The 17,376-nt window shown below is 70.7% G+C and carries 18 protein-coding genes; 11 read left to right on the top strand and 7 right to left on the bottom strand.

Features of this window, described 5'->3' with window-relative positions; all coding sequences use genetic code 11:
- Positions 1-15: 15 nt before the first annotated feature.
- Positions 16-1,515 carry a cobyric acid synthase gene (locus tag ACFPCV_RS22970; protein WP_378058733.1) on the top strand — a complete coding sequence of 500 codons (1,500 nt, stop codon included), beginning with the start codon at positions 16-18 and terminating at the stop codon, positions 1,513-1,515.
- Between the two features lie 76 nt (positions 1,516-1,591).
- On the opposite strand, the gene ACFPCV_RS22965 is transcribed toward ACFPCV_RS22970, so the two are convergent.
- The 3 genes from ACFPCV_RS22965 to ACFPCV_RS22955 form a co-directional block, all read right to left on the bottom strand.
- Entirely contained in the window at positions 1,592-2,512 is a 921-nt protein-coding gene (locus ACFPCV_RS22965; protein ID WP_378058354.1) for a choice-of-anchor P family protein, read from the bottom strand.
- Positions 2,513-2,867: 355 nt separating this feature from the next.
- Positions 2,868-4,232, bottom strand: coding sequence for a mycothione reductase (locus ACFPCV_RS22960; RefSeq protein ID WP_378058353.1), 1,365 nt, complete (start codon positions 4,230-4,232; stop codon positions 2,868-2,870).
- A 38-nt stretch (positions 4,233-4,270) separates the two neighbouring features.
- Entirely contained in the window at positions 4,271-4,807 is a 537-nt protein-coding gene (locus ACFPCV_RS22955) for a YbhB/YbcL family Raf kinase inhibitor-like protein (protein WP_378058352.1), read from the bottom strand.
- Between the two features lie 124 nt (positions 4,808-4,931).
- Between ACFPCV_RS22955 and ACFPCV_RS22950 the strand changes: the two genes are divergently transcribed.
- On the top strand, positions 4,932-6,044 hold the full coding sequence (locus ACFPCV_RS22950; protein ID WP_378058351.1) for a M48 family metallopeptidase: 1,113 nt from the start codon (positions 4,932-4,934) through the stop codon (positions 6,042-6,044).
- A 109-nt stretch (positions 6,045-6,153) separates the two neighbouring features.
- On the opposite strand, the gene ACFPCV_RS22945 is transcribed toward ACFPCV_RS22950, so the two are convergent.
- Together ACFPCV_RS22945 and ACFPCV_RS22940 are read right to left on the bottom strand one after the other, a co-directional pair.
- Positions 6,154-6,759 carry a hypothetical protein gene (locus ACFPCV_RS22945; protein WP_378058349.1) on the bottom strand — a complete coding sequence of 202 codons (606 nt, stop codon included), beginning with the start codon at positions 6,757-6,759 and terminating at the stop codon, positions 6,154-6,156.
- A complete protein-coding gene (locus ACFPCV_RS22940; protein WP_378058348.1) occupies positions 6,756-7,334 on the bottom strand; it encodes a peroxiredoxin-like family protein in 579 nt (192 codons plus the stop codon). Before ACFPCV_RS22940 ends, ACFPCV_RS22945 begins: the two co-directional genes overlap by 4 nt.
- A gap of 43 nt (positions 7,335-7,377) precedes the next feature.
- Between ACFPCV_RS22940 and ACFPCV_RS22935 the strand changes: the two genes are divergently transcribed.
- Positions 7,378-7,980 (top strand): TetR/AcrR family transcriptional regulator, encoded by a 603-nt coding sequence (locus tag ACFPCV_RS22935; RefSeq protein ID WP_378058347.1) that lies wholly within the window; start codon positions 7,378-7,380, stop codon positions 7,978-7,980.
- Here ACFPCV_RS22935 and ACFPCV_RS22930 read toward each other — a convergent pair.
- A complete protein-coding gene (locus tag ACFPCV_RS22930; protein WP_378058346.1) occupies positions 7,977-8,831 on the bottom strand; it encodes a M15 family metallopeptidase in 855 nt (284 codons plus the stop codon). The two genes, ACFPCV_RS22935 and ACFPCV_RS22930, sit on opposite strands and share 4 nt — an antisense overlap.
- Positions 8,832-8,943: 112 nt before the next feature.
- On the opposite strand from ACFPCV_RS22930, the gene ACFPCV_RS22925 reads away from it, so the two are divergent.
- From ACFPCV_RS22925 to ACFPCV_RS22915, 3 genes are all read left to right on the top strand, one after another.
- Complete coding sequence (locus ACFPCV_RS22925; RefSeq protein ID WP_378058345.1) at positions 8,944-9,753, top strand: S1 family peptidase; 810 nt, start codon at positions 8,944-8,946, stop codon at positions 9,751-9,753.
- Between the two features lie 107 nt (positions 9,754-9,860).
- Entirely contained in the window at positions 9,861-10,292 is a 432-nt protein-coding gene (locus ACFPCV_RS22920; RefSeq protein WP_378058344.1) for a pyridoxamine 5'-phosphate oxidase family protein, read from the top strand.
- 15 nt (positions 10,293-10,307) lie between these two features.
- Positions 10,308-10,751: a GNAT family N-acetyltransferase gene (locus ACFPCV_RS22915; RefSeq protein ID WP_378058732.1), complete on the top strand. Its 444-nt coding sequence runs from the start codon at positions 10,308-10,310 to the stop codon at positions 10,749-10,751.
- Here the strand turns inward: ACFPCV_RS22915 and ACFPCV_RS22910 are convergent.
- Positions 10,732-11,871, bottom strand: a complete 1,140-nt coding sequence (locus tag ACFPCV_RS22910) for an 8-amino-7-oxononanoate synthase (RefSeq protein ID WP_378058343.1) — start codon at positions 11,869-11,871, stop codon at positions 10,732-10,734. The two genes, ACFPCV_RS22915 and ACFPCV_RS22910, sit on opposite strands and share 20 nt — an antisense overlap.
- Before the next feature lie 157 nt (positions 11,872-12,028).
- Here ACFPCV_RS22910 and ACFPCV_RS22905 point away from each other — a divergent pair, with 157 nt between their 5' ends.
- The 5 genes from ACFPCV_RS22905 to ACFPCV_RS22885 are packed head-to-tail and all read left to right on the top strand — an operon-like array spanning position 12,029 to position 17,373.
- On the top strand, positions 12,029-12,844 hold the full coding sequence (locus ACFPCV_RS22905; RefSeq protein WP_378058342.1) for an ABC transporter ATP-binding protein: 816 nt from the start codon (positions 12,029-12,031) through the stop codon (positions 12,842-12,844).
- Positions 12,832-13,608 carry an ABC transporter ATP-binding protein gene (locus tag ACFPCV_RS22900; RefSeq protein WP_378058341.1) on the top strand — a complete coding sequence of 259 codons (777 nt, stop codon included), beginning with the start codon at positions 12,832-12,834 and terminating at the stop codon, positions 13,606-13,608. Before ACFPCV_RS22905 ends, ACFPCV_RS22900 begins: the two co-directional genes overlap by 13 nt.
- On the top strand, positions 13,605-15,386 hold the full coding sequence (locus tag ACFPCV_RS22895; RefSeq protein ID WP_378058340.1) for an AMP-dependent synthetase/ligase: 1,782 nt from the start codon (positions 13,605-13,607) through the stop codon (positions 15,384-15,386). The genes ACFPCV_RS22900 and ACFPCV_RS22895 overlap by 4 nt, the downstream gene beginning before the upstream one ends.
- Complete coding sequence (locus ACFPCV_RS22890) at positions 15,383-16,279, top strand: branched-chain amino acid ABC transporter permease (protein WP_378058339.1); 897 nt, start codon at positions 15,383-15,385, stop codon at positions 16,277-16,279. The genes ACFPCV_RS22895 and ACFPCV_RS22890 overlap by 4 nt, the downstream gene beginning before the upstream one ends.
- On the top strand, positions 16,276-17,373 hold the full coding sequence (locus ACFPCV_RS22885; protein ID WP_378058338.1) for a branched-chain amino acid ABC transporter permease: 1,098 nt from the start codon (positions 16,276-16,278) through the stop codon (positions 17,371-17,373). Before ACFPCV_RS22890 ends, ACFPCV_RS22885 begins: the two co-directional genes overlap by 4 nt.
- Positions 17,374-17,376 lie beyond the last annotated feature (3 nt).

Here is a 17,376-nt window from a genome sequence, read left to right as displayed (position 1 = left end):
GACGAGAGGACGGGGATGCGGGGAGCGTTGCTGGTCGCCGGGACGTCGTCGGACGCGGGCAAGAGCGTGCTGGTCGCCGGGATCTGCCGGTGGCTGGCGCGGCAGGGGGTGCGTGTCGCGCCGTTCAAGGCCCAGAACATGTCCAACAACTCGGCGGTCACGGTCGAGGGCGGTGAGATCGGGCGGGCGCAGGCCACGCAGGCGCGCGCGGCCGGGCTCGAACCCAGTGTCCGGTTCAACCCGGTGCTGCTCAAACCCGGGTCGGACCGCAGTTCGCAGGTCGTGCTCCTCGGCAAGCCCGTCGGCACGCTCCGCGACTACCGGCAGCGCGACTTCGGCGCCACCGTGTTGTCCACTTTGGACGGACTGCGGCGGGACTTCGACGTCGTGGTGTGCGAAGGCGCGGGCTCGCCGGCCGAGGTCAACCTCCGGGACGGCGACGTCGCCAACATGGGGCTCGCCCGTGCCGCCGACCTGCCGGTGCTCGTCGTCGGTGACATCGACCGGGGTGGTGTCCTCGCGCACCTCTTCGGCACGCTCGCCGTCCTCGGTCCCGCCGACCAGGCCATGATCCAGGCGTTCGTGGTCAACAAGTTCCGCGGCGACCGCGGCCTGCTGCAGCCGGGGCTCGACTGGCTCACCGGCGCGACCGGGCGCCCGGTGCTCGGGGTCCTGCCGTGGCGCGAGGAACTGTGGCTCGACACGGAGGACTCCCTGTCCTACGCGGCCGACGGCGTCATCGGCCGGCCGCCGCCCCCGCACGGCGACCAGTGGCTGCGGGTCGCGGTCGTCCGCCTGCCGCGCATCTCCAACGCCACCGACGTCGAAGCACTCGCCTGCGAACCCGGTGTCGCGGTCCGGTTCGTCACCGAGCCGTCCCGGCTGACGGACGCGGACCTGGTCGTCGTCCCCGGCTCAAAATCCACTGTGGACGATCTGAGGTGGTTGCGGGAGCGGGGGTTCGCCGACGCGCTCGTCCGCTCGGACGTGCCCGTCGTCGGCATCTGCGGCGGGTTCCAGATGCTGGGCACCCGGATCGTGGACCATGTCGAGTCCGGCGCGGGTGCGGCCGCCGGGCTCGGGCTGCTCGACCTCGACGTCGAGTTCGAGCAGGAGAAGACCCTCGCCCGTCCGGTGGGGACCGCGTTCGGCCACCCGGTCAGCGGCTACGAGATCCACCACGGCCGGGTCGTCCGGCAGGCCGCGCCCGGCCTCGTCGAGCGGCCGGACGGGTCGTTCGAAGGGGCGGTCACCGACCGGGTGATGGGCACGCACTGGCACGGGCTCCTCGACAACGACGCCTTCCGCAGGCACGTGCTGCGCTGGGCGGCTGCCCGCGCGGGGCGCGCCGGGTTCGTTCCCGCACCGGACACGTCGGTCGCCGCCGCCCGTGCCGCGCAACTCGACGTGCTCGGTGACCTCGTCGCCGCGCACCTCGACACCGGTGAGCTGGTGCGGCTCATCGAGCGCGGCCCGGAACGCGACCTTCCACATCTTGTCGTGACAACGACCTGAGCCTCGACGACGATGCCGCGGCGGCGGGTTCGTGGGGACCGGGCCCACCGCCGCGGCAGTCATCGGGATCGCGCGGTCAGTCCTGGTTCGCGGCGCGCCTGCGCTTCGCGACGAACATCGTGGCGCCGCCGCCGGCCAGCAGGGCCAGACCCGTCAGCGAGATCGGCAGGATGCCGCTCGCACCGGTGTCGGCCAGGTCCTCGTCGTTCGACGCGTTCGAGACACCCTGCCTGGTAGTGGTGGCGTCGGCGCGGTCGGTCGTCGTGCCCGAGGTCGGTTCGCTCGGGCCGGTGACCGGTGGTTCGCTCGGGCTGGTGGTGCCGCCCACCGAGGTCGTGGTGGTCGTGGTGGATGGTGTCGTGGTCGGCGCCGTGCCGCCCGTCCAGGCGCACTTCGCCTGCGCCAGCACGATGTCGGCGCTCGTGATGTTGCCGACCGGGCCGCCGATGATCACGTGCACGGCGTTCACGGTCAGCGTGCTGCCGGTGCGGATCTGCTCGTTGACGCGGACCTTCGCGACGCCGAGCACGTCGATCTCGCCAGACAGCGTGACGTCGATCCGCTGGCCCAGCACGGTGAGCCCGGCGACGGCCGACGTGCCGGTGACGCCGGACGGACCGGCTTCACAGTCCGCGCTGATCAGCGACGCGCTCAGGATGTTCTTCACCGTCACGTCGGCGATGCCGGCCTCGCTGATGAGTGTGCGCCCCCTGAGGACGGACGAGGCGTTGAGCGCGTTCGCGGTCACCAGGCCCGCCGCGTCGGGGCCGACCTCGACCAGCGAGTCGCTGCCGCCGCGCGGGTAGACCGCGGTCGGGCGGGGGTCGATCTTCACCAGCGGCTGGTTGAGCAGGGTGGTCGCGACGGACAGCGCGTAGGCGGAGCCCGACGGTCCCCTTTCGGCGACTGCCGGCGGCGCGGTGAGGACCGCTGCCAGCGCGGCGACGCCCACGAGGCTGCATCCGGACGCGAGCATGCGGGTACGACGCAAGGTCATCTCCAGTTTCTTCTGCGGATGGGTTCCCCGACGGAAGGCACTCAGAATTGTGATTACCGTCGGTGAAGTCAATTCGCGGACAGGAGTGAGCGTCGGCTCGGAAGTGTCACCCACAATTTCCAGTTGCCGTTATCAACTCGTGATCTTTGCGCGATGTCCTGCGACAACGCGGAATGTGACTCTGCTGCCCCTGTCATCTCGCTGGGCCAACCAGGCGTCTGTCTCACTCGGACGAGTGACCATGCCGATCACGAAAGTGTTCGATACCCGTGATGCGTATCACGGTGAATTCTTCTGAATCGACAAGAAAGGCCGGGGTCGGGGAATGGTGAAGAAACCGCTCTGCTAAAGAGCGTCAGTCCAGGGGGAGGTTCAGCAGCGCGTTCTCGATCAGTTCCGGCATCGCCGGGTGGATCCAGTACTGCCCGCGGGCCATGGACCGGGCGTCGAGGCCGAAGCTCATCGCCTGGATCAGCGGCTGGATCAGCGTCGAGGCCTGCGGGCCGATGATGTGCGCGCCGAGCAGCTGGCCGGACGCCGGGTCGGCGAGCACCTTCGCGAAGCCGGTGTTGTCCTCCATCGCCCAGCCGTACGCGATGCCCGCGTAGTCCTGCTTCGCCGTGACGTACCGGAGCCCGCGCGCACGGGCCTGTTCCTCGGTGATCCCGACCGAAGCGATCTGCGGCGACGTGAACACCGCGTGCGGGACGAACCGGTGGTCGGCCTCGATCGGCGCCGCCGGGTTCAGCAGGTTGTGCTGCACGACGCGGGCCTCGTGGTTCGCGACGTGCTTCAGCTCGAACGGTGAGCTGAGGTCCCCGAGCGCCCACACCCCGGCCGCGGTCGTGCGCTGGAACTCGTCCACCACCACGTGCCCGGACGGCGCCACGTCGATCCCGGCGGCTGGCAGGTCGAGCAGGTCCGAGTTCGGGACCCGGCCGATCGCGACCAGCACCAGGTCGGTCGAGAGCGACTCGCCGTCCAGGTCGAGCCGGATGCCGTCCGCGTCACGGGACGCGCCGAGCACCTTCCGGTTCAGCCGCACGTCCCACCTGCCGGCCGCCAGTTCGGTGAACCGCGCGCTGATGTCGCCGTCCTGGCGCCGCAGCAGCGCACCGGAGCGGGCGACGACGGTGACCTCGACACCGAACGACGAGAACACGTGCGCGAACTCCGCCGAGACGAACCCGCTGCCGATGATCGTCATGCGCCTGGGCAGCTTCTCGAGCCGCATGACGGTGTCGCTGGTGTGGTAACCGACCTCCTCGAGGCCAGGCACCGCCGGCACCAGTGCGCGCCCGCCCGCCGCCAGCACGATCCGGTCTGCGGTGATGGTCTCGCCGTCGACGTCGAGGGTGCGCGGCCCGGTGAACCGCGCCGTGCCCTCGTACACGGTCACGTTCGCGTTGTCGGTGTGGTTGGCCCGGTACTCCCGGCCACCGGCGGCGATCGGGTCGATCCGGCCGAAGACCCGGTCCCGGATGTCGGCCCAGCGAACACCGTCGAGCGTGGCGTCCACCCCGAGCCGTCCCGCCGCGGCGGGCATGGCGGCCAGGTCCGCGGGGTGCACGAACATCTTCGTCGGGATGCAGCCGACGTTGAGGCAGGTGCCGCCGAAGGTGCCCTTCTCGACGATCGCGACACGCCAGTCGCGGAACCGCTCGTCGAGGATGGAGTTGCCGGAGCCGGTGCCGATGATGACCAGGTCGAAGTTCGTCACATGGTCATTCAACCCGCACCGCCTCCGGCGGATTCGCCCTAGTGCTGGTACGTGGGCGTGATGACCGCCCTGGCCAGCGTGTGGAACGCCAGGTTGAAGCTCACCACCGCGGCGGAGACGTTCTCGTCGACGTCCAGTTTCTCCACGTCGACCGCGTGCACCACGAAGTAGTAGCGGTGCGGCACGTCGCCCTGCGGCGGCGCGGCGCCGCCGTAGTTCCTGGTGGAGAAGTCGTTGCGCACGTGGAACGCGTCGCCGGGCAGGCTCGCGTCGTCGGCGCCGGCCCCGGCGGGCAGCTCGCCGGTGTTCGCCGGGATGTTCACCGCGATCCAGTGCCAGAAACCGCCGGGCACCGGCGCGTCCGGGTCGAAGCACGTCACCACGTAGCTCTTCGTCTGCTCCGGCGCGCCCTCCCACGACAGTGCGGGCGAGGTGTTCTCGCCACCCGCGCTGTCGTGCACGGCGCTCATGGGCAGCTGCTGCCCGTCGGTCACGTCGCTGGACGTCACCGTGAACGAACCGGCCGCGGGCAGCAGCTCGTACGGGTCCGGTGCGGTGGGACGCTCGAGGCTCATCGGGTCTCCGTTCGATGATCACGTCGGGGGCGGCGTCCACCCTAGTCCCGCGCGAACCGACTCGCCGTTCACGCCGGGCGGCCTATGGTGGCGTCACGGACCGAGGGAGACAAAGGGGTCGAGGGTGACTGAGAACAACGACACCGAGAACAACGACATCGAGCGCAGTGCGTCGACGCGGGTGCGCTTCCGGGGGATCAGCCCGAGGGCCTACGAGCATCCCGCCGACCGCGGCGCCATGGCGACGCTGCGGGCCGTGCCGGGAGTCTCGTCGGTGCTGAAGGCCGTGGCGGGCATGTGGAACGAGCGGGCCGAGCGGCTGTACACGGTCGCGTCGGCGATCCGGGTGGGGGACAAGCAGTACCCGAAGCTCAACGCGCTGCGGCTCGACTGCGCGGAGACGCTGGACCTGGACACCACGCCCGACCTGTTCGTCACCAGGCACCCGGTCGCCAACGCGTACGCGATCGGCATCGACAAGCCGTTCATCGTGGTCACGACCGGGCTGGTCGAGGCACTCGACCTCGAGAGCATGCGGGTGGTGATCGGGCACGAGACCGGGCACGTGCTGTCCGGGCACAACGTGCTGCGGACGCTGCTCATGCGGTTGCTGCGCCTGCAGGCCACCGTGCAGTGGGTGCCGATCGGCGCGCTGGGGCTGCGCGCGGTGATCGCGGCGCTCCTGGAGTGGTACCGCAAGGCGGAGCTGACCGCCGACCGCGCGGGACTGCTGTGCTCGCAGGACCCGGCTGCCGCGCTGCGCCAGCACGTCTACATGGCCGGTGGCACGTCGATGTCCGACATCGACATCCCCGAGTTCATGCAGCAGGCCAAGGAGTACGAAGAGGTCGACGACATCCGCGACAGCATCCTGAAGCTGATGACGGTCGAGAACATGAGCCACCCGTTCGCGGTGGTGCGTGCCGCGCAGCTGCAGCGCTGGGCCGCGTCGGAGGAGTACCGCGCGATCCTGGCAGGCGACTACCTGCGCCGCGCCGACGACCAGGGGTCCTCGTCGATGATGGACGACATCAAGGCGGCGGGCCGGTCGTACAAGGAGTCGTGGTCGGCCTCCACCGACCCGCTCGCCAAGGTGCTGAGCGACGTCGGCGAGGCCGTCTCGGGCGCGGCGGGCAACCTGTTCAGCCGGTTCGGCGGGGGCAACCGCAACGAGCAGGACGACAACGAGCCGAACGGCACCGGGTCGAACGGCTCGAACGCCACCGAGGACCGGTGACCTGACGACGGCACAGCTCGGCGCGCCGCACGCCGACCGGCACGGCGGACGGACGCGGCGATCGAGCTGGGCCGTCGCGGTGCGCGGGACCGCTACCCGACCGGGGCGGTCAGCCCGCCGCCAGTTCCTCGGTGAACACCTTTTTGCACACCGGTGCGCAGAACGCGTACAGCGTGTCGTCGTGCTCGAGGGTGATCGTGGCGGTCGCGAGGTCGACGGTCATCCCGCACACCGGGTCGATCGCCGTGCCGGGGGCGGCTTCCCGCCGGTCGCCAGCGGTGCGGTAGCCGTCGGTGATGAGGCGGGTGATCCCGGTCGCCGTCATCGCCTTGCCGAGTGTGCCGACCGCGTGCTCCTTCAGGCCGACGACCTGCACCTGGCAGTGCGGTTCGCGGTACAGGCGACCCGGATCGTCCTCCGTCGCCGCGATCGCCTCGGTGACGGCGGTGATCATGTACGTGTTGAACTCCTTGCCGTGCCAGGAACCCGGCACGGTCACGCGGACGAGGTAGCGCGGCTGGTCGCCGTGCGTCACCCAGGTCTCCTCCTCGCGCACCAGCACGTTCGTCAACGTCCTGGCCGTGTCGAGCACGACGGCCGGGGCGTCCTCCTCCCCGGCGCCACCGGTCACGCTGCCGAGCAGCGCGCGGCCCAGCTCCTCCCGCCGTGCCGCGGTCAGCGTGCCCTTCCGTACGTGCACCTCGATGGTGATCACGGCTTGTTCTCCTTCGCCGGCAACAGGTTCAGCAGCTCGTCGACCGACCACTGGTCGTAGACGTGCGTGCCGTGGTGGCTCGCGAGCACGCGCCCGTCGGGCGCGATCAGGAAGTCGGCGGGCAGGCCGAACCGGCCGCCTTCCGGCTTGTTCGGTGGTGCGGGCCTGCGCCTGCGCACGACGTCCGGCAGCGCGACCGCGATCGCCCGCACGATCGCGGGCCACGCCTTCGGGTGCAGCAGCGCCCTGGGCGTGGCCTCGACGCCGAACTCGCGGTACAGCGTCTTGCCCGGGTCGGCGACCACGTCGAACGGCAGGTCGGCGACGTGCGGCGCCAGGTCGTCGACGCTGGAGTGGAACAGCACCACCTCGTGGACGCCCGCCGCCTCGACCTCGTGGTGGCGGGTGACGAACGACCGTAGGTGCAGGTTGCACACGGGGCAGCCCGCGAAGCGGCGGAACTGCAGGTGTACCAGGCGATCGGGGTCGGGCAGGCGCACCGGTGCGCCGCCGACCGCGTGGAGCTGCCTGGCCGGCACGTGGTCCATGCGGACCTCCTCAACGTAGGCGTACATCGTACATCTACGAGTATGCGCGTATCGCGTACGCTGTCAACTCGTGCCCCGGCCTCGCTCCCTCACCCCGGACCGCCTCGCCACCGCCACCCTCGCGGTGATCGACCGCGACGGCCTCGACGCGCTCACCATGCGTGCGGTCGCCAAGGAGCTGGGCATGGCGACGATGTCGCTGTACCGCTACGTCACGGACCGCGACGAGCTGGAGCGGCTCGTCGCGGACCACGTCCTGTCCACCGTCAACCTGACCGTCCCGCCCGGCGACTGGCAGGAGCGGATCACGGAGTTGTTGTCGCGCATGCGCTCCGCGGTGCTCGCGCACGCCGCGGTCGTGCCACTGTTGTTGCGGCACCGGCATTCCGTGCCGTCGTCACTGGTGCTGATCGAGGCGACGCTCGCGATCCTCACCGACGCGGGCTTCGCCGGGCAGCAGCGGGTGATCGCGCAGCGGACCATCGTCGCGTTCCTGTTCGGCATGCTGCAGAACGAGCACCACGGTCCGCTCTCCGGCGACGGCACCGCGCTCATGGCGGCGCAGGAACAGTTCCCGCTGCTGGCCGAAACCGCGGCAGCGGCCAGGAACCTGGCCGGGGACGCGGAGTTCGCCAAGGGGCTGGCGGTCGTGCTGCGCGGGCTCGGGTCCTAATCGCCGGTCGCGGTGAAGTGCTGGATGTCCCTCGGCGTGGTCCACTCGCCGCCCCACGACCAGCCGATGGCCGCGAACGCGCGGACCGCGACGTCACCCGGCTCGATCATGCCCGGCCGCACGTTCGCCCGGTCCACGTAGGACGACGCGAGCTCCGGCAGCACCAGGTCACCGCGTACGTACGGGTTGCAGAACGGGTTCAGGTCGATCGCGAGCCCGTACGCGTGCGCCGACCAGCGTGTCTTCCCCACCGCGGGACGGCACACGAACGCGGTCGTGTTGTTGCCGTCGCCGGTCGGTGGCGCGGTCAGCTCGGCGGCTGTCACGATCCGCATCTCCTCGATCGGGAAGCGGGCCGCGAAGAGGTGCCCGAACACGCGGGTGACGGCGTCGGCGACGCGGGCGCCGACGATCATCTCACCGGTGTGCGCCTTGCCGTCGTAGCCGACGAACGACAGCGTGAGGTACCGCAGATCCGTCGCAGCGACCGGACACGACGGCTGCCACGTGCTGCGCGCCAGTACGACGGTGGGCACCGGCGCGACGGTCGAGGCGTACCGGTGCTCACCGGGCGGTGGCAGCAGGTCGGTGGTCGGCAGGCGCCGGTGCACCAGTTCCGGCGGCGTCGGCAGCACCTGACCGAACCCGTCGGGCCGCGGCGGCAGCGGCCGCGCACCGACCGTCCACTCCGGACCCGGCGGTGTCGTGGCCGCCGCGGGCGGCGAAGTCGTCGGCGGCACGGACGAAACGGACGGCGAGGACGAGCCCGGCGGCGAGGTGGCCGCCGGCGTACCGGTGCACCCCGCCAGCACCACGGCGGCGAACACCACGAGCCTGCGCAGACGAACCACGTGCCCCAGCATGCCTCATGCCGAAGTTCACCCGGTCCAGCTACATGGTCAAGTTGACCACCGCGGCACCCGACGGAAGGGTCGAGGGAACCCAACACTGAGGAGACGACACATGGGGGCGACCTCCAGGGTCACTCGGCTTCTGCTCGCGACGGCACTGGCCGCGGCCGCCGTCGCGGTCGGACTCACGCAGGCGAACGCCGACCAGGACAACCAGCGGATCGTCGGCGGCAGCCGGGCCAGCATCGCCGACCACCCCTACGTCGTGTACCTCGCGACCGCGGAGGGCTTCCAGTTCTGCGGGGGCACGCTCGTCGACGACAAGAAGGTGGTCACCGCCGCCCACTGCACCGTCGGCAAGCAGCCCGCCGACATCGCCGTGGTCGCGGGCCGGGAGGACAAGGAGAGCGGCGCGGGCGTCAGCGCCCCGGTCCAGAAGATCTGGGTGCACCCGGAGTACACCAACGTCCGCTCCGGCAACGACGTGTCCGTGCTGACGCTCACGAAGCCGCTGCCCTACCGGCCGCTCCCGCTGCCGAACAAGGACGAGGAGGGCCTGTACGCGGCCGGTGCCCCCGGCGTGATCCTGGGCTGGGGCCGCGTCGCGGCGGACGGGCAGCCGTCGCGGTACCTCCTGCAGGCGACCGTGCCGGTCGTGGCCGACGCGGACTGCGCCGAGTCCTACACCGGGTACAAGCCGGAGACCATGGTCTGCGCCGGTCTCCCCGAGGGCGGTGTGGACACCTGCCAGGGCGACTCCGGCGGCCCGCTGATCGTGGCCGGCAAGCTGGCGGGCATCACGTCGTGGGGCGAGGGCTGCGCGGCGCCGGGCAAACCGGGCGTGTACACCAGGGTGGCGGTCTACCGCGATGTCATCGAGGAGCCCGCCCTGGAGTCAAAAGTGTCGGTCCCGACCCAGTGACCCGCGGGCAGTCGTTGGCCCGGTGCCGTCACGTTCCCCTGAGGTAACCGCTGCTCAGGCCGGGACCTTGCACGAAGATCAAAGGACACGCCCTAGATTCTCTGGCCATGGACGAAGCGAGAACCCGCGACCAGCGCCGCGCGGACACCCTGCGCAGGCTCGAGAACGACGTCGACGCCTGGGTGGCGACCGCGTCGGGCGACGTGCCGTATCTCGTGCCGCTGTCGTTTCACTGGGACGGGGAAGCGCTGTACTTGTCGACCCTGGAGACGAACCCGACGGCGCGGAACCTCGCGGCGAACGGCCGGGTGCGCCTCTCGCTCGGCGAGACCAGGGACGTCGTGCTGGTCGAGGGCACCGCGACCGAGGTGGCCCCGTCGCCGTCGGTGGTGACCGCGTTCGCGGCCCGCACCGGGTTCGACCCGAGCCGTCTGGCTCGCTACCCGTACTTCCGGGTGGTGCCGACGGTGATCCAGGCGTGGCGCGAGGTCAACGAGATCAAGGACCGGGACGTCATGCGGGACGGTGAGTGGATCTGATATCCAGGGGTCGTGCTGTACTCCGCGAAGGGCGACGAGATCACCGTCGCCGAGCTGTACCCGCTGCTGCGGCTGCGGGTGGACGTGTTCGTGGTCGAGCAGGAGTGCCCGTACCCCGAACTGGACGGTCGTGACCTGCTGCCGACGACCGTGCACGTGTGGTGGCAGCCGGGCGAGGAGGTGCTCGGCTGCCTGCGTCTACTGCGTGACCAGGACGGTGCGCACCGCATCGGCCGCGTCTGCACGGCCCTGTCCGCCAGGGGCAGCGGCCTCGGCGCACTGCTGATGAAGTCGGCGATGGAACACGTCGGCGACGAGGCGGCCGTGCTGGAGGCACAGACGTACGCCCTGGACTTCTACGCCCGCTTCGGCTTCGTTCCCGAAGGCGAGCGCTACCTGGAGGACGGCATCGAACACCAGACGATGCGCCGTGGCGCCGTCAGCGGGGCGCGTGCCTGACGATGATCTCGACCGCGCGGTCGATGTCGGCTTCCGACAGGTCCGCGCGGGCGGTCAGGCGTAGCCGGGAGACGCCGTCCGGGACCGACGGCGGGCGGAAGCAGCCCACCCACACGCCGGCCGCGCGGCAGTCGTCCGCCCACTGGACGGCCTGTTCGGGAGTGGGTGCGAGCACCGAAACGACCGCCGCCGCCGGGTCGGTCACGCGCAGCCCCGCCTCCCGCAGCCGGGCCGAGAAGGTCAGCGCCACCTCGCGCACCCGCTCGGGCAGCGTCGGCTCCTCCTTGAGGATGTTCAGCGCCGCCAGCGCGGCCGCCGTGCTCGCCGGGGCAAGGCCGGTGTCGAAGATGAAGCTGCGGGCCGAGTCGACCAGGTGCTTGATCACCCGCCGGGGCCCGAGCACCGCGCCGCCCTGCGCACCGAGTGCCTTCGACAGCGTCATGGTCGTCACCACGTCCGGTTCGCCGACCAGGCCCGCCTCCGCGACCGCGCCCCGGCCGCCATCGCCGAGCACCCCGAGGCCGTGCGCGTCGTCGACCACCAGCGCGGCACCGTGTGCTCGGCACGCGTCGTGCAGTTCACGCAGTGGTGCGAGGTCACCGTCGACGGAGAACACCGAGTCGGTCACCATCAGTGCCCGTTCGGTCCTGCGGGTCTTCAGCGCGTGGGTGACGGCCGCCACGTCGCCGTGTTTCATGACCGCCACGTCCGCCCCGGACAGGCGGCAGCCGTCGATCAGCGAGGCGTGCAGGTAGGCGTCGGTGACGATGGCCGAGCCCTTGCCGGACAGCGAGGTCACCGCGCCGAGGTTGGCGGTGAAACCGGACGAGAACACCAGCGCCGCCTGCGCGCCGCAGAACTTCGCCAGCTCGTGCTCCAGCTCGGTGTGCATCTCGATGGTGCCCGTGACCAGCCGCGACCCGGTCGAGCCCGCACCCCAGCGCAGGGTGGCGGCCGCCGAGGCGCCGGTCACCCGCTTGTCGCGGGACAGGCCGAGGTAGTCGTTGCCCGCGAGGTCCAGCAGGTCGGAGTCGGCCCGGCGGGGACGCACCTGCCGCGCGAGCCCGGCGCGGCGGCGCTCGTCCGCGCGGGTGTCGAGCCAGTCGAAAACCGAGGTCACGGCGTCGAGTCTGACACCCCGTTGATCGTGGTCGGCCCGTGGCCCGGCAACGCGGGCAGGCCCGGCTGGTAACGGTTCGGCATGATCCTTGCCCGCACCGATCTGGGCGGTTACCGTCCGGTTCTGGCGTGATCGACGTCACAACCACGGAGTGGCGATGACAACGGTGCCGGTCTTGTCGGTGAACAACCTCGAGGTCGTGTACGACGATGTGGTCCTCGTCCTCCGCGGCCTGTCCCTCGACGTGCCGGACGGCGCGGTCGTGGCGCTCCTCGGCGCGAACGGCGCGGGCAAGACCACCCTGCTGCGCGCGGTCACCGGCCTGCTCGTCGCGCACCGAGGCAAGATCACCAAGGGCACGGTGTCCGTCGCGGGCGCGGACCTGACCGGCGCGGACCCAGCCGACGTGGTGCGCAGGGGCGTCGCGCAGGTCATGGAGGGGCGGCGGATCTTCGCCGAGATGTCGGTCGAGGACAACCTGCGCGCGGGTGGGCATTCCAGGCGGAAGGCCGAGTACCGCGAGGACGTGACGCGGGTGTTCGACCTGTTCCCGGTGCTCGCGCAACGCCGCCGGGGCACGGCGGGCTACCTGTCCGGCGGCGAGCAGCAGATGCTCGCGATCGGCCGCGCGCTCATGGCCCGCCCGAAGCTGCTGCTGCTCGACGAGCCGTCGCTGGGGCTCGCGCCAAAGCTCGTCGAGCAGGTCCGCGACATCGTCGTGCAGATCAACGGCCAGGGCACGAGCGTGCTGCTGGTCGAGCAGAACGCGGTGATGGCGCTGTCCATCGCGAGCTATGGCTACGTCCTCGAAGTCGGGAAGGTCGTGCGGGACGGCCCGGCCGCCGAACTGCTCGACGACGAGGACATCCGCGAGTTCTACCTCGGGTCGGCGGCCGACGGCGCGGACAGAACCGGCAGGCGCTCGTTCGCCGAGGTCAAGAGCTACCGGAGGAAGAAGCGATGGAGCGCGTGACGCCCCTGCTCGAGGTGCGGGACCTGACGTTGCGCTTCGGTGGCGTCACGGCCCTGAACGGGGTGGGTTTCACCGTCGGCCGCGGCGAGCTGTTCGCCGTCATCGGCCCGAACGGCGCGGGCAAGACGTCGATCTTCAACTGCCTCAACGGTGTCTACCGCCCGCAGCGCGGCACGATCACCCTCGACGGCAGGCGGGTCAACGGCCGCGCGCCGGCGGCCATCGCCGGGATGGGCGTCGCGCGGACGTTCCAGAACCTCGGGCTGTTCGAGCAGCTCACGCTGATCGAGAACCTGATGCTCGGCCGCCACCACCTGATGCGCACCGGGATGCTCGCCGGCATGGCGTGGTGGGGCCGGGCCAAGCGCGAGGAGGTCGACCACCGGGCCGCGTGCGAGGAGATCGTCGAGCTGCTGGAGCTGGAGCCCTACCGCCGCACCCCGGCCGGCCTGTTGCCCTACGGCGTGGCGAAACGCGCCGAGCTGGGCCGGGCGCTGGCGATGTCGCCGACGCTGCTGCTGCTCGACGAGCCGGTGGCCGGCATGAACGTCGAGGAGACCGAGGACATGGCCCGCTACCTGATCGAGGTCCGCCGCGAGCTGGACCTCGCGATGATCCTCGTCGAGCACGACACCCGGCTCGTGATGGACCTCGCGGACCGCGTGCTGGCACTGGATTTCGGCACCCCGATCGCGACGGGCTCACCGGAGGAGATCCAGCGCGACCCGAAGGTGGTCGAGGCCTACCTCGGTGGTGCGGCGTGACGGCCACCCGGACGCCGACACTGTGCGCACGGCTGCTGGAGCACGCGCGGGAGCGGGCGGAGCAACCCGCGATCCGCGAGAAGCACCGCGGCATCTGGCGCCAGTGGACGTGGGCGGAGTACGCGCGCCGGGTCGCGAACGTGGCGGCGGGCCTGCGTGACCTCGGTGTCGGCCCGGGAGACCGGGTCGCGATCCACGCGGAGAACCGGCCGGAGTGGGTGATCGCCGACCTCGCCGTGCAGGGCCTTGGCGCGTGCTCGGTGGGTGTCTACCCGACCTCACCCCCGGCCGAGGTGGAGTACGTGCTGGCGCACTCGGCGACGTCGGTGCTGATCGCCGAGGACGAGGAACAGCTCGACAAGGCACTGGAGGTGCGCTCGCGGCTCCCGTTGCTGCGGCACGTGGTGGTGATGGACCCGCGTGGCGTGCGCGCGGAGGTCGGCACGTTCGCCGACCTCGAGAAGGACACACCGGACTCCCTTGCCGCGTACGAGAAGTCGGTCACCGCGCTGGATCCGGCGGCCACGGCGATCCTCGTGTACACGTCCGGCACGACCGGCCCGCCGAAGGGCGCGATGATCTCGCACGCGAACCTGGTGGCGGCGGGGGAGACGGCCGTCGCGCTCGGCACGCGGCAGGGCGACGAGGTGCTGAGCTACCTGCCGCTGTGTCACGTCGCGGAGCGGCTGATCTCGGTGATCGACGGCGTGTGGGTGCCCGCGGTGGTCAACTTCGGCGAGGGCGGCCCGTCGTTCGCGAACGACCTGCGTGACGTGCAGCCCACCGTTTTCCTCGGCGTGCCAAGGGTCTGGGAGAAGATGCTGGCGACGGTCGAGATCCGGATGGCGGACGCGTCGCGGCTCAAACGCCTGCTGTACCGGGCGTGTCTGCGCCAGGGCCGCCGGGTGGCGCCACGGCGGATGGCGGGGCGGCTGCCGGTGCCCGACCGGCTGGTGCTCGCGCTGTGCGAGTTGCTGGTCTTCCGTGCCCTGCGGGAGAAACTCGGCATGTCCAGGGTGCGGGTCCCGCTGAGCGGGGCCGCGCCGATCGCGCCGCAGGTGCTGGAATACCTGTGGGCCATCGGCATTCCCGTGCGCGAGGGCTACGGGCAGACCGAGAACACGGCGATCTGCACGCTGACCCCGGCAGACGACATCCGCCTCGGCGCGGTCGGCACGGCGTTGCCCGGCGTGGAGGTGCGGCTGGCGGCGGACGGCGAGATCCTGACCCGTTCGGCGGGGGTGTTCCAGGGCTACCTGAACGACCCGGGGGCGACCAGGGCGGCGGTCGACGACGACGGCTGGCTGCACACGGGTGACGTCGGCGAGCTGACCGAGGACGGTTTCCTGCGCATCACCGACCGCAAGAAGGACATCATCATCACGGCGGGCGGCAAGAACGTCTCCCCGTCCGAGATCGAGAACCGCCTGAAGGTCTCGCCGTACGTCCGGGAAGCGGTCGTGATCGGCGACCGCCGCAGGTACCTGACCGCGCTGATCGGCATCGAGCTGGACACTGTCGGCAACTGGGCGTCCCGCAAGGGCATCCCGTACACCACCTACGCCGACCTGACCACCAAGCACGAGGTGCGCGGCTTGATCGACGCGGTGGTCACGGCGGCCAACGAGGACCTGGCGCAGGTCGAACGCATCAAGCGTTTCACGTTGATCGCCAAGGAGCTGGATCACGAGGACGGCGAGCTGACCGCGACGCAGAAGGTGAAGCGCAGAGCGCTGGAACACCGCTTCGAACCCGAGATCGAGGCGATGTACCCGTGACCACCTTTCTCACCAACGTGTTCGCCGGTCTCGCGCTCGGGTCCACCTACGCGCTCGTCGCGCTCGGGTTCGTCGTGATCTACAAGTCGACCGGCGTCATCAACTTCGCACAGGGCGGCCTGCTGGCGCTCGGCGCTTACCTCGGCTACACGTTCGCCGACAACCTCGCCATCGCGTTCGGGTTCGCGATCCTCCTCGCGTGCGCGGCGGCCGCGCTCGTCGGCGCGAGCGTCGAACGCCTGGTGCTGCGGCGCATGGTCGGCCAGCCGCCGTTCGCCGTCATCATGATCACCATCGGCCTGTTGTTCGTCATCGAGCCGCTCATCACCGCCATCTGGGGCTTCGACAACCTGCCGCTGACGAACCCGTGGAACATCCGGACCGTCGAGGCGGGCGGGCTCGTGTTCGGCGTGCGCGACCTGTGGACCATCGGCATCACCGCCGCTGTCGTCGTCGCGTTCTTCCTGTTCTTCCGGTACACGCGGATGGGGCTGGCCATGCGCGCCACCGCGTTCGACCCGGAAGCCGCGCTCGCGCAGGGGATCAGCGCGCGCCGCGTGTACGCGACCTCCTGGGCCATCGCGGCCGCGTTGGCGGCGCTCGCGGGCATCACCCTCGCCGCCGGGCCGGGCGGGCTGTCGCCGTCGATCAGCTTCATCGCGCTCGCCGCGTTCCCGGCGATGATCCTCGGCGGTCTCGACTCACCGGCGGGTGCCGTGCTCGGCGGCGTGATCATCGGCCTCGCCGAGGCGCTCACCCGCGGCTACCAGGACCAGCTGTTCTCGTGGGCGGGCGCGAACGTGTCGCTGATCGTCCCGTACCTGCTCATGATCGTGATCCTGCTGATCCGGCCCTACGGGCTGCTCGGCACCAAGGACGTGAGGCGCATATGAGCAGGCCGCACCGCAACCTCGTCCGCAGCTACGAGCAGGACCTGCGCCTGTTCGGTTCACCGCTGTCCAAAGCCGGTCTCGCGCTCATGCTCGTGACGCTGCTGGTGCTGCCGACCGTGGTGCGGGACGACTTCTGGCTGTCGGTGCTCATCTACTCCGGCGTCACCGCGATCGGTGCGATCGGCCTCAACCTCCTCACCGGCTACTGCGGTCAGATCTCGCTCGGCCACGCGTTCTTCATCGGTGCGGGCGCTTACGCGGCCGCCGTCGTCGGTGGCGACCTCGGGCTGCCGCTGCCCGTGTGGCTGCTGGTCTCCGCGGCGGTCGGCGCCGTGCTCGGCGGGCTCATCGGCCCGTTCACGCTGCGGCTGCGCGGCCACTACCTCGCGATCGTCACCCTCGGGCTGATCTTCATCGGCGAGCACCTGTGGCGGAACCTGCGGGACGTCACCGGCGGCAACAACGGCACGTCCGTCGGTGCGCAGCCCACGATCGGGCCCGTCGACCTCGGCGCGCTCGAGCTGGCAGGCGAGAACTACTCCCGCAACCAGGGCTACTTCTGGCTCGTGTGGGCACTGGTCGCGATCATCGCGTTGCTGGCGAAGAACCTCGTGCGCACCCGGCCGGGCCGGGCACTGCGCGCGGTCCGCGACCACGACCAGGCCGCCGAGGTCATCGGCGTGCGCGCGGGCCGCTACAAGATCGGCGCGTTCGTGGTGTCGAGCGCGATCGCCGCGATGGCGGGTGCGCTCTTCGGGTCCTACCAGCAGCACGTCAGTCCCGACGACTGGACGTTGCTGCTGTCCATCCAGTACATCGCGATCATCATCGTCGGCGGTCTCGGCACGATCTTCGGGTCGATCCTCGGCGCGGTCTTCGTCGGGGCGCTGCCCGCGCTCATCGACCAGTACTCGTCGGCCATCCCCGGTGTCGCCACCGAGGCGGGCGGTGACGGGTTCATCTCCGTGTTCGCGCTCAACCAGGCCATCTTCGGCCTGTTGATCGTGTTGTTCCTCGTCTTCGAACCCAGAGGCCTGGCGGGCATCTGGTTCCGGGTCAAGGCGTACTTCAAGGCCTGGCCCTTTTCCTACTGACGC

Origin of the sequence: Actinophytocola glycyrrhizae (assembly GCF_042653545.1) — a bacterium.
In the GTDB taxonomy this organism is placed as follows: domain Bacteria; phylum Actinomycetota; class Actinomycetes; order Mycobacteriales; family Pseudonocardiaceae; genus Actinophytocola; species Actinophytocola glycyrrhizae.
This window is presented reverse-complemented; position numbering and strand designations above follow the sequence as displayed.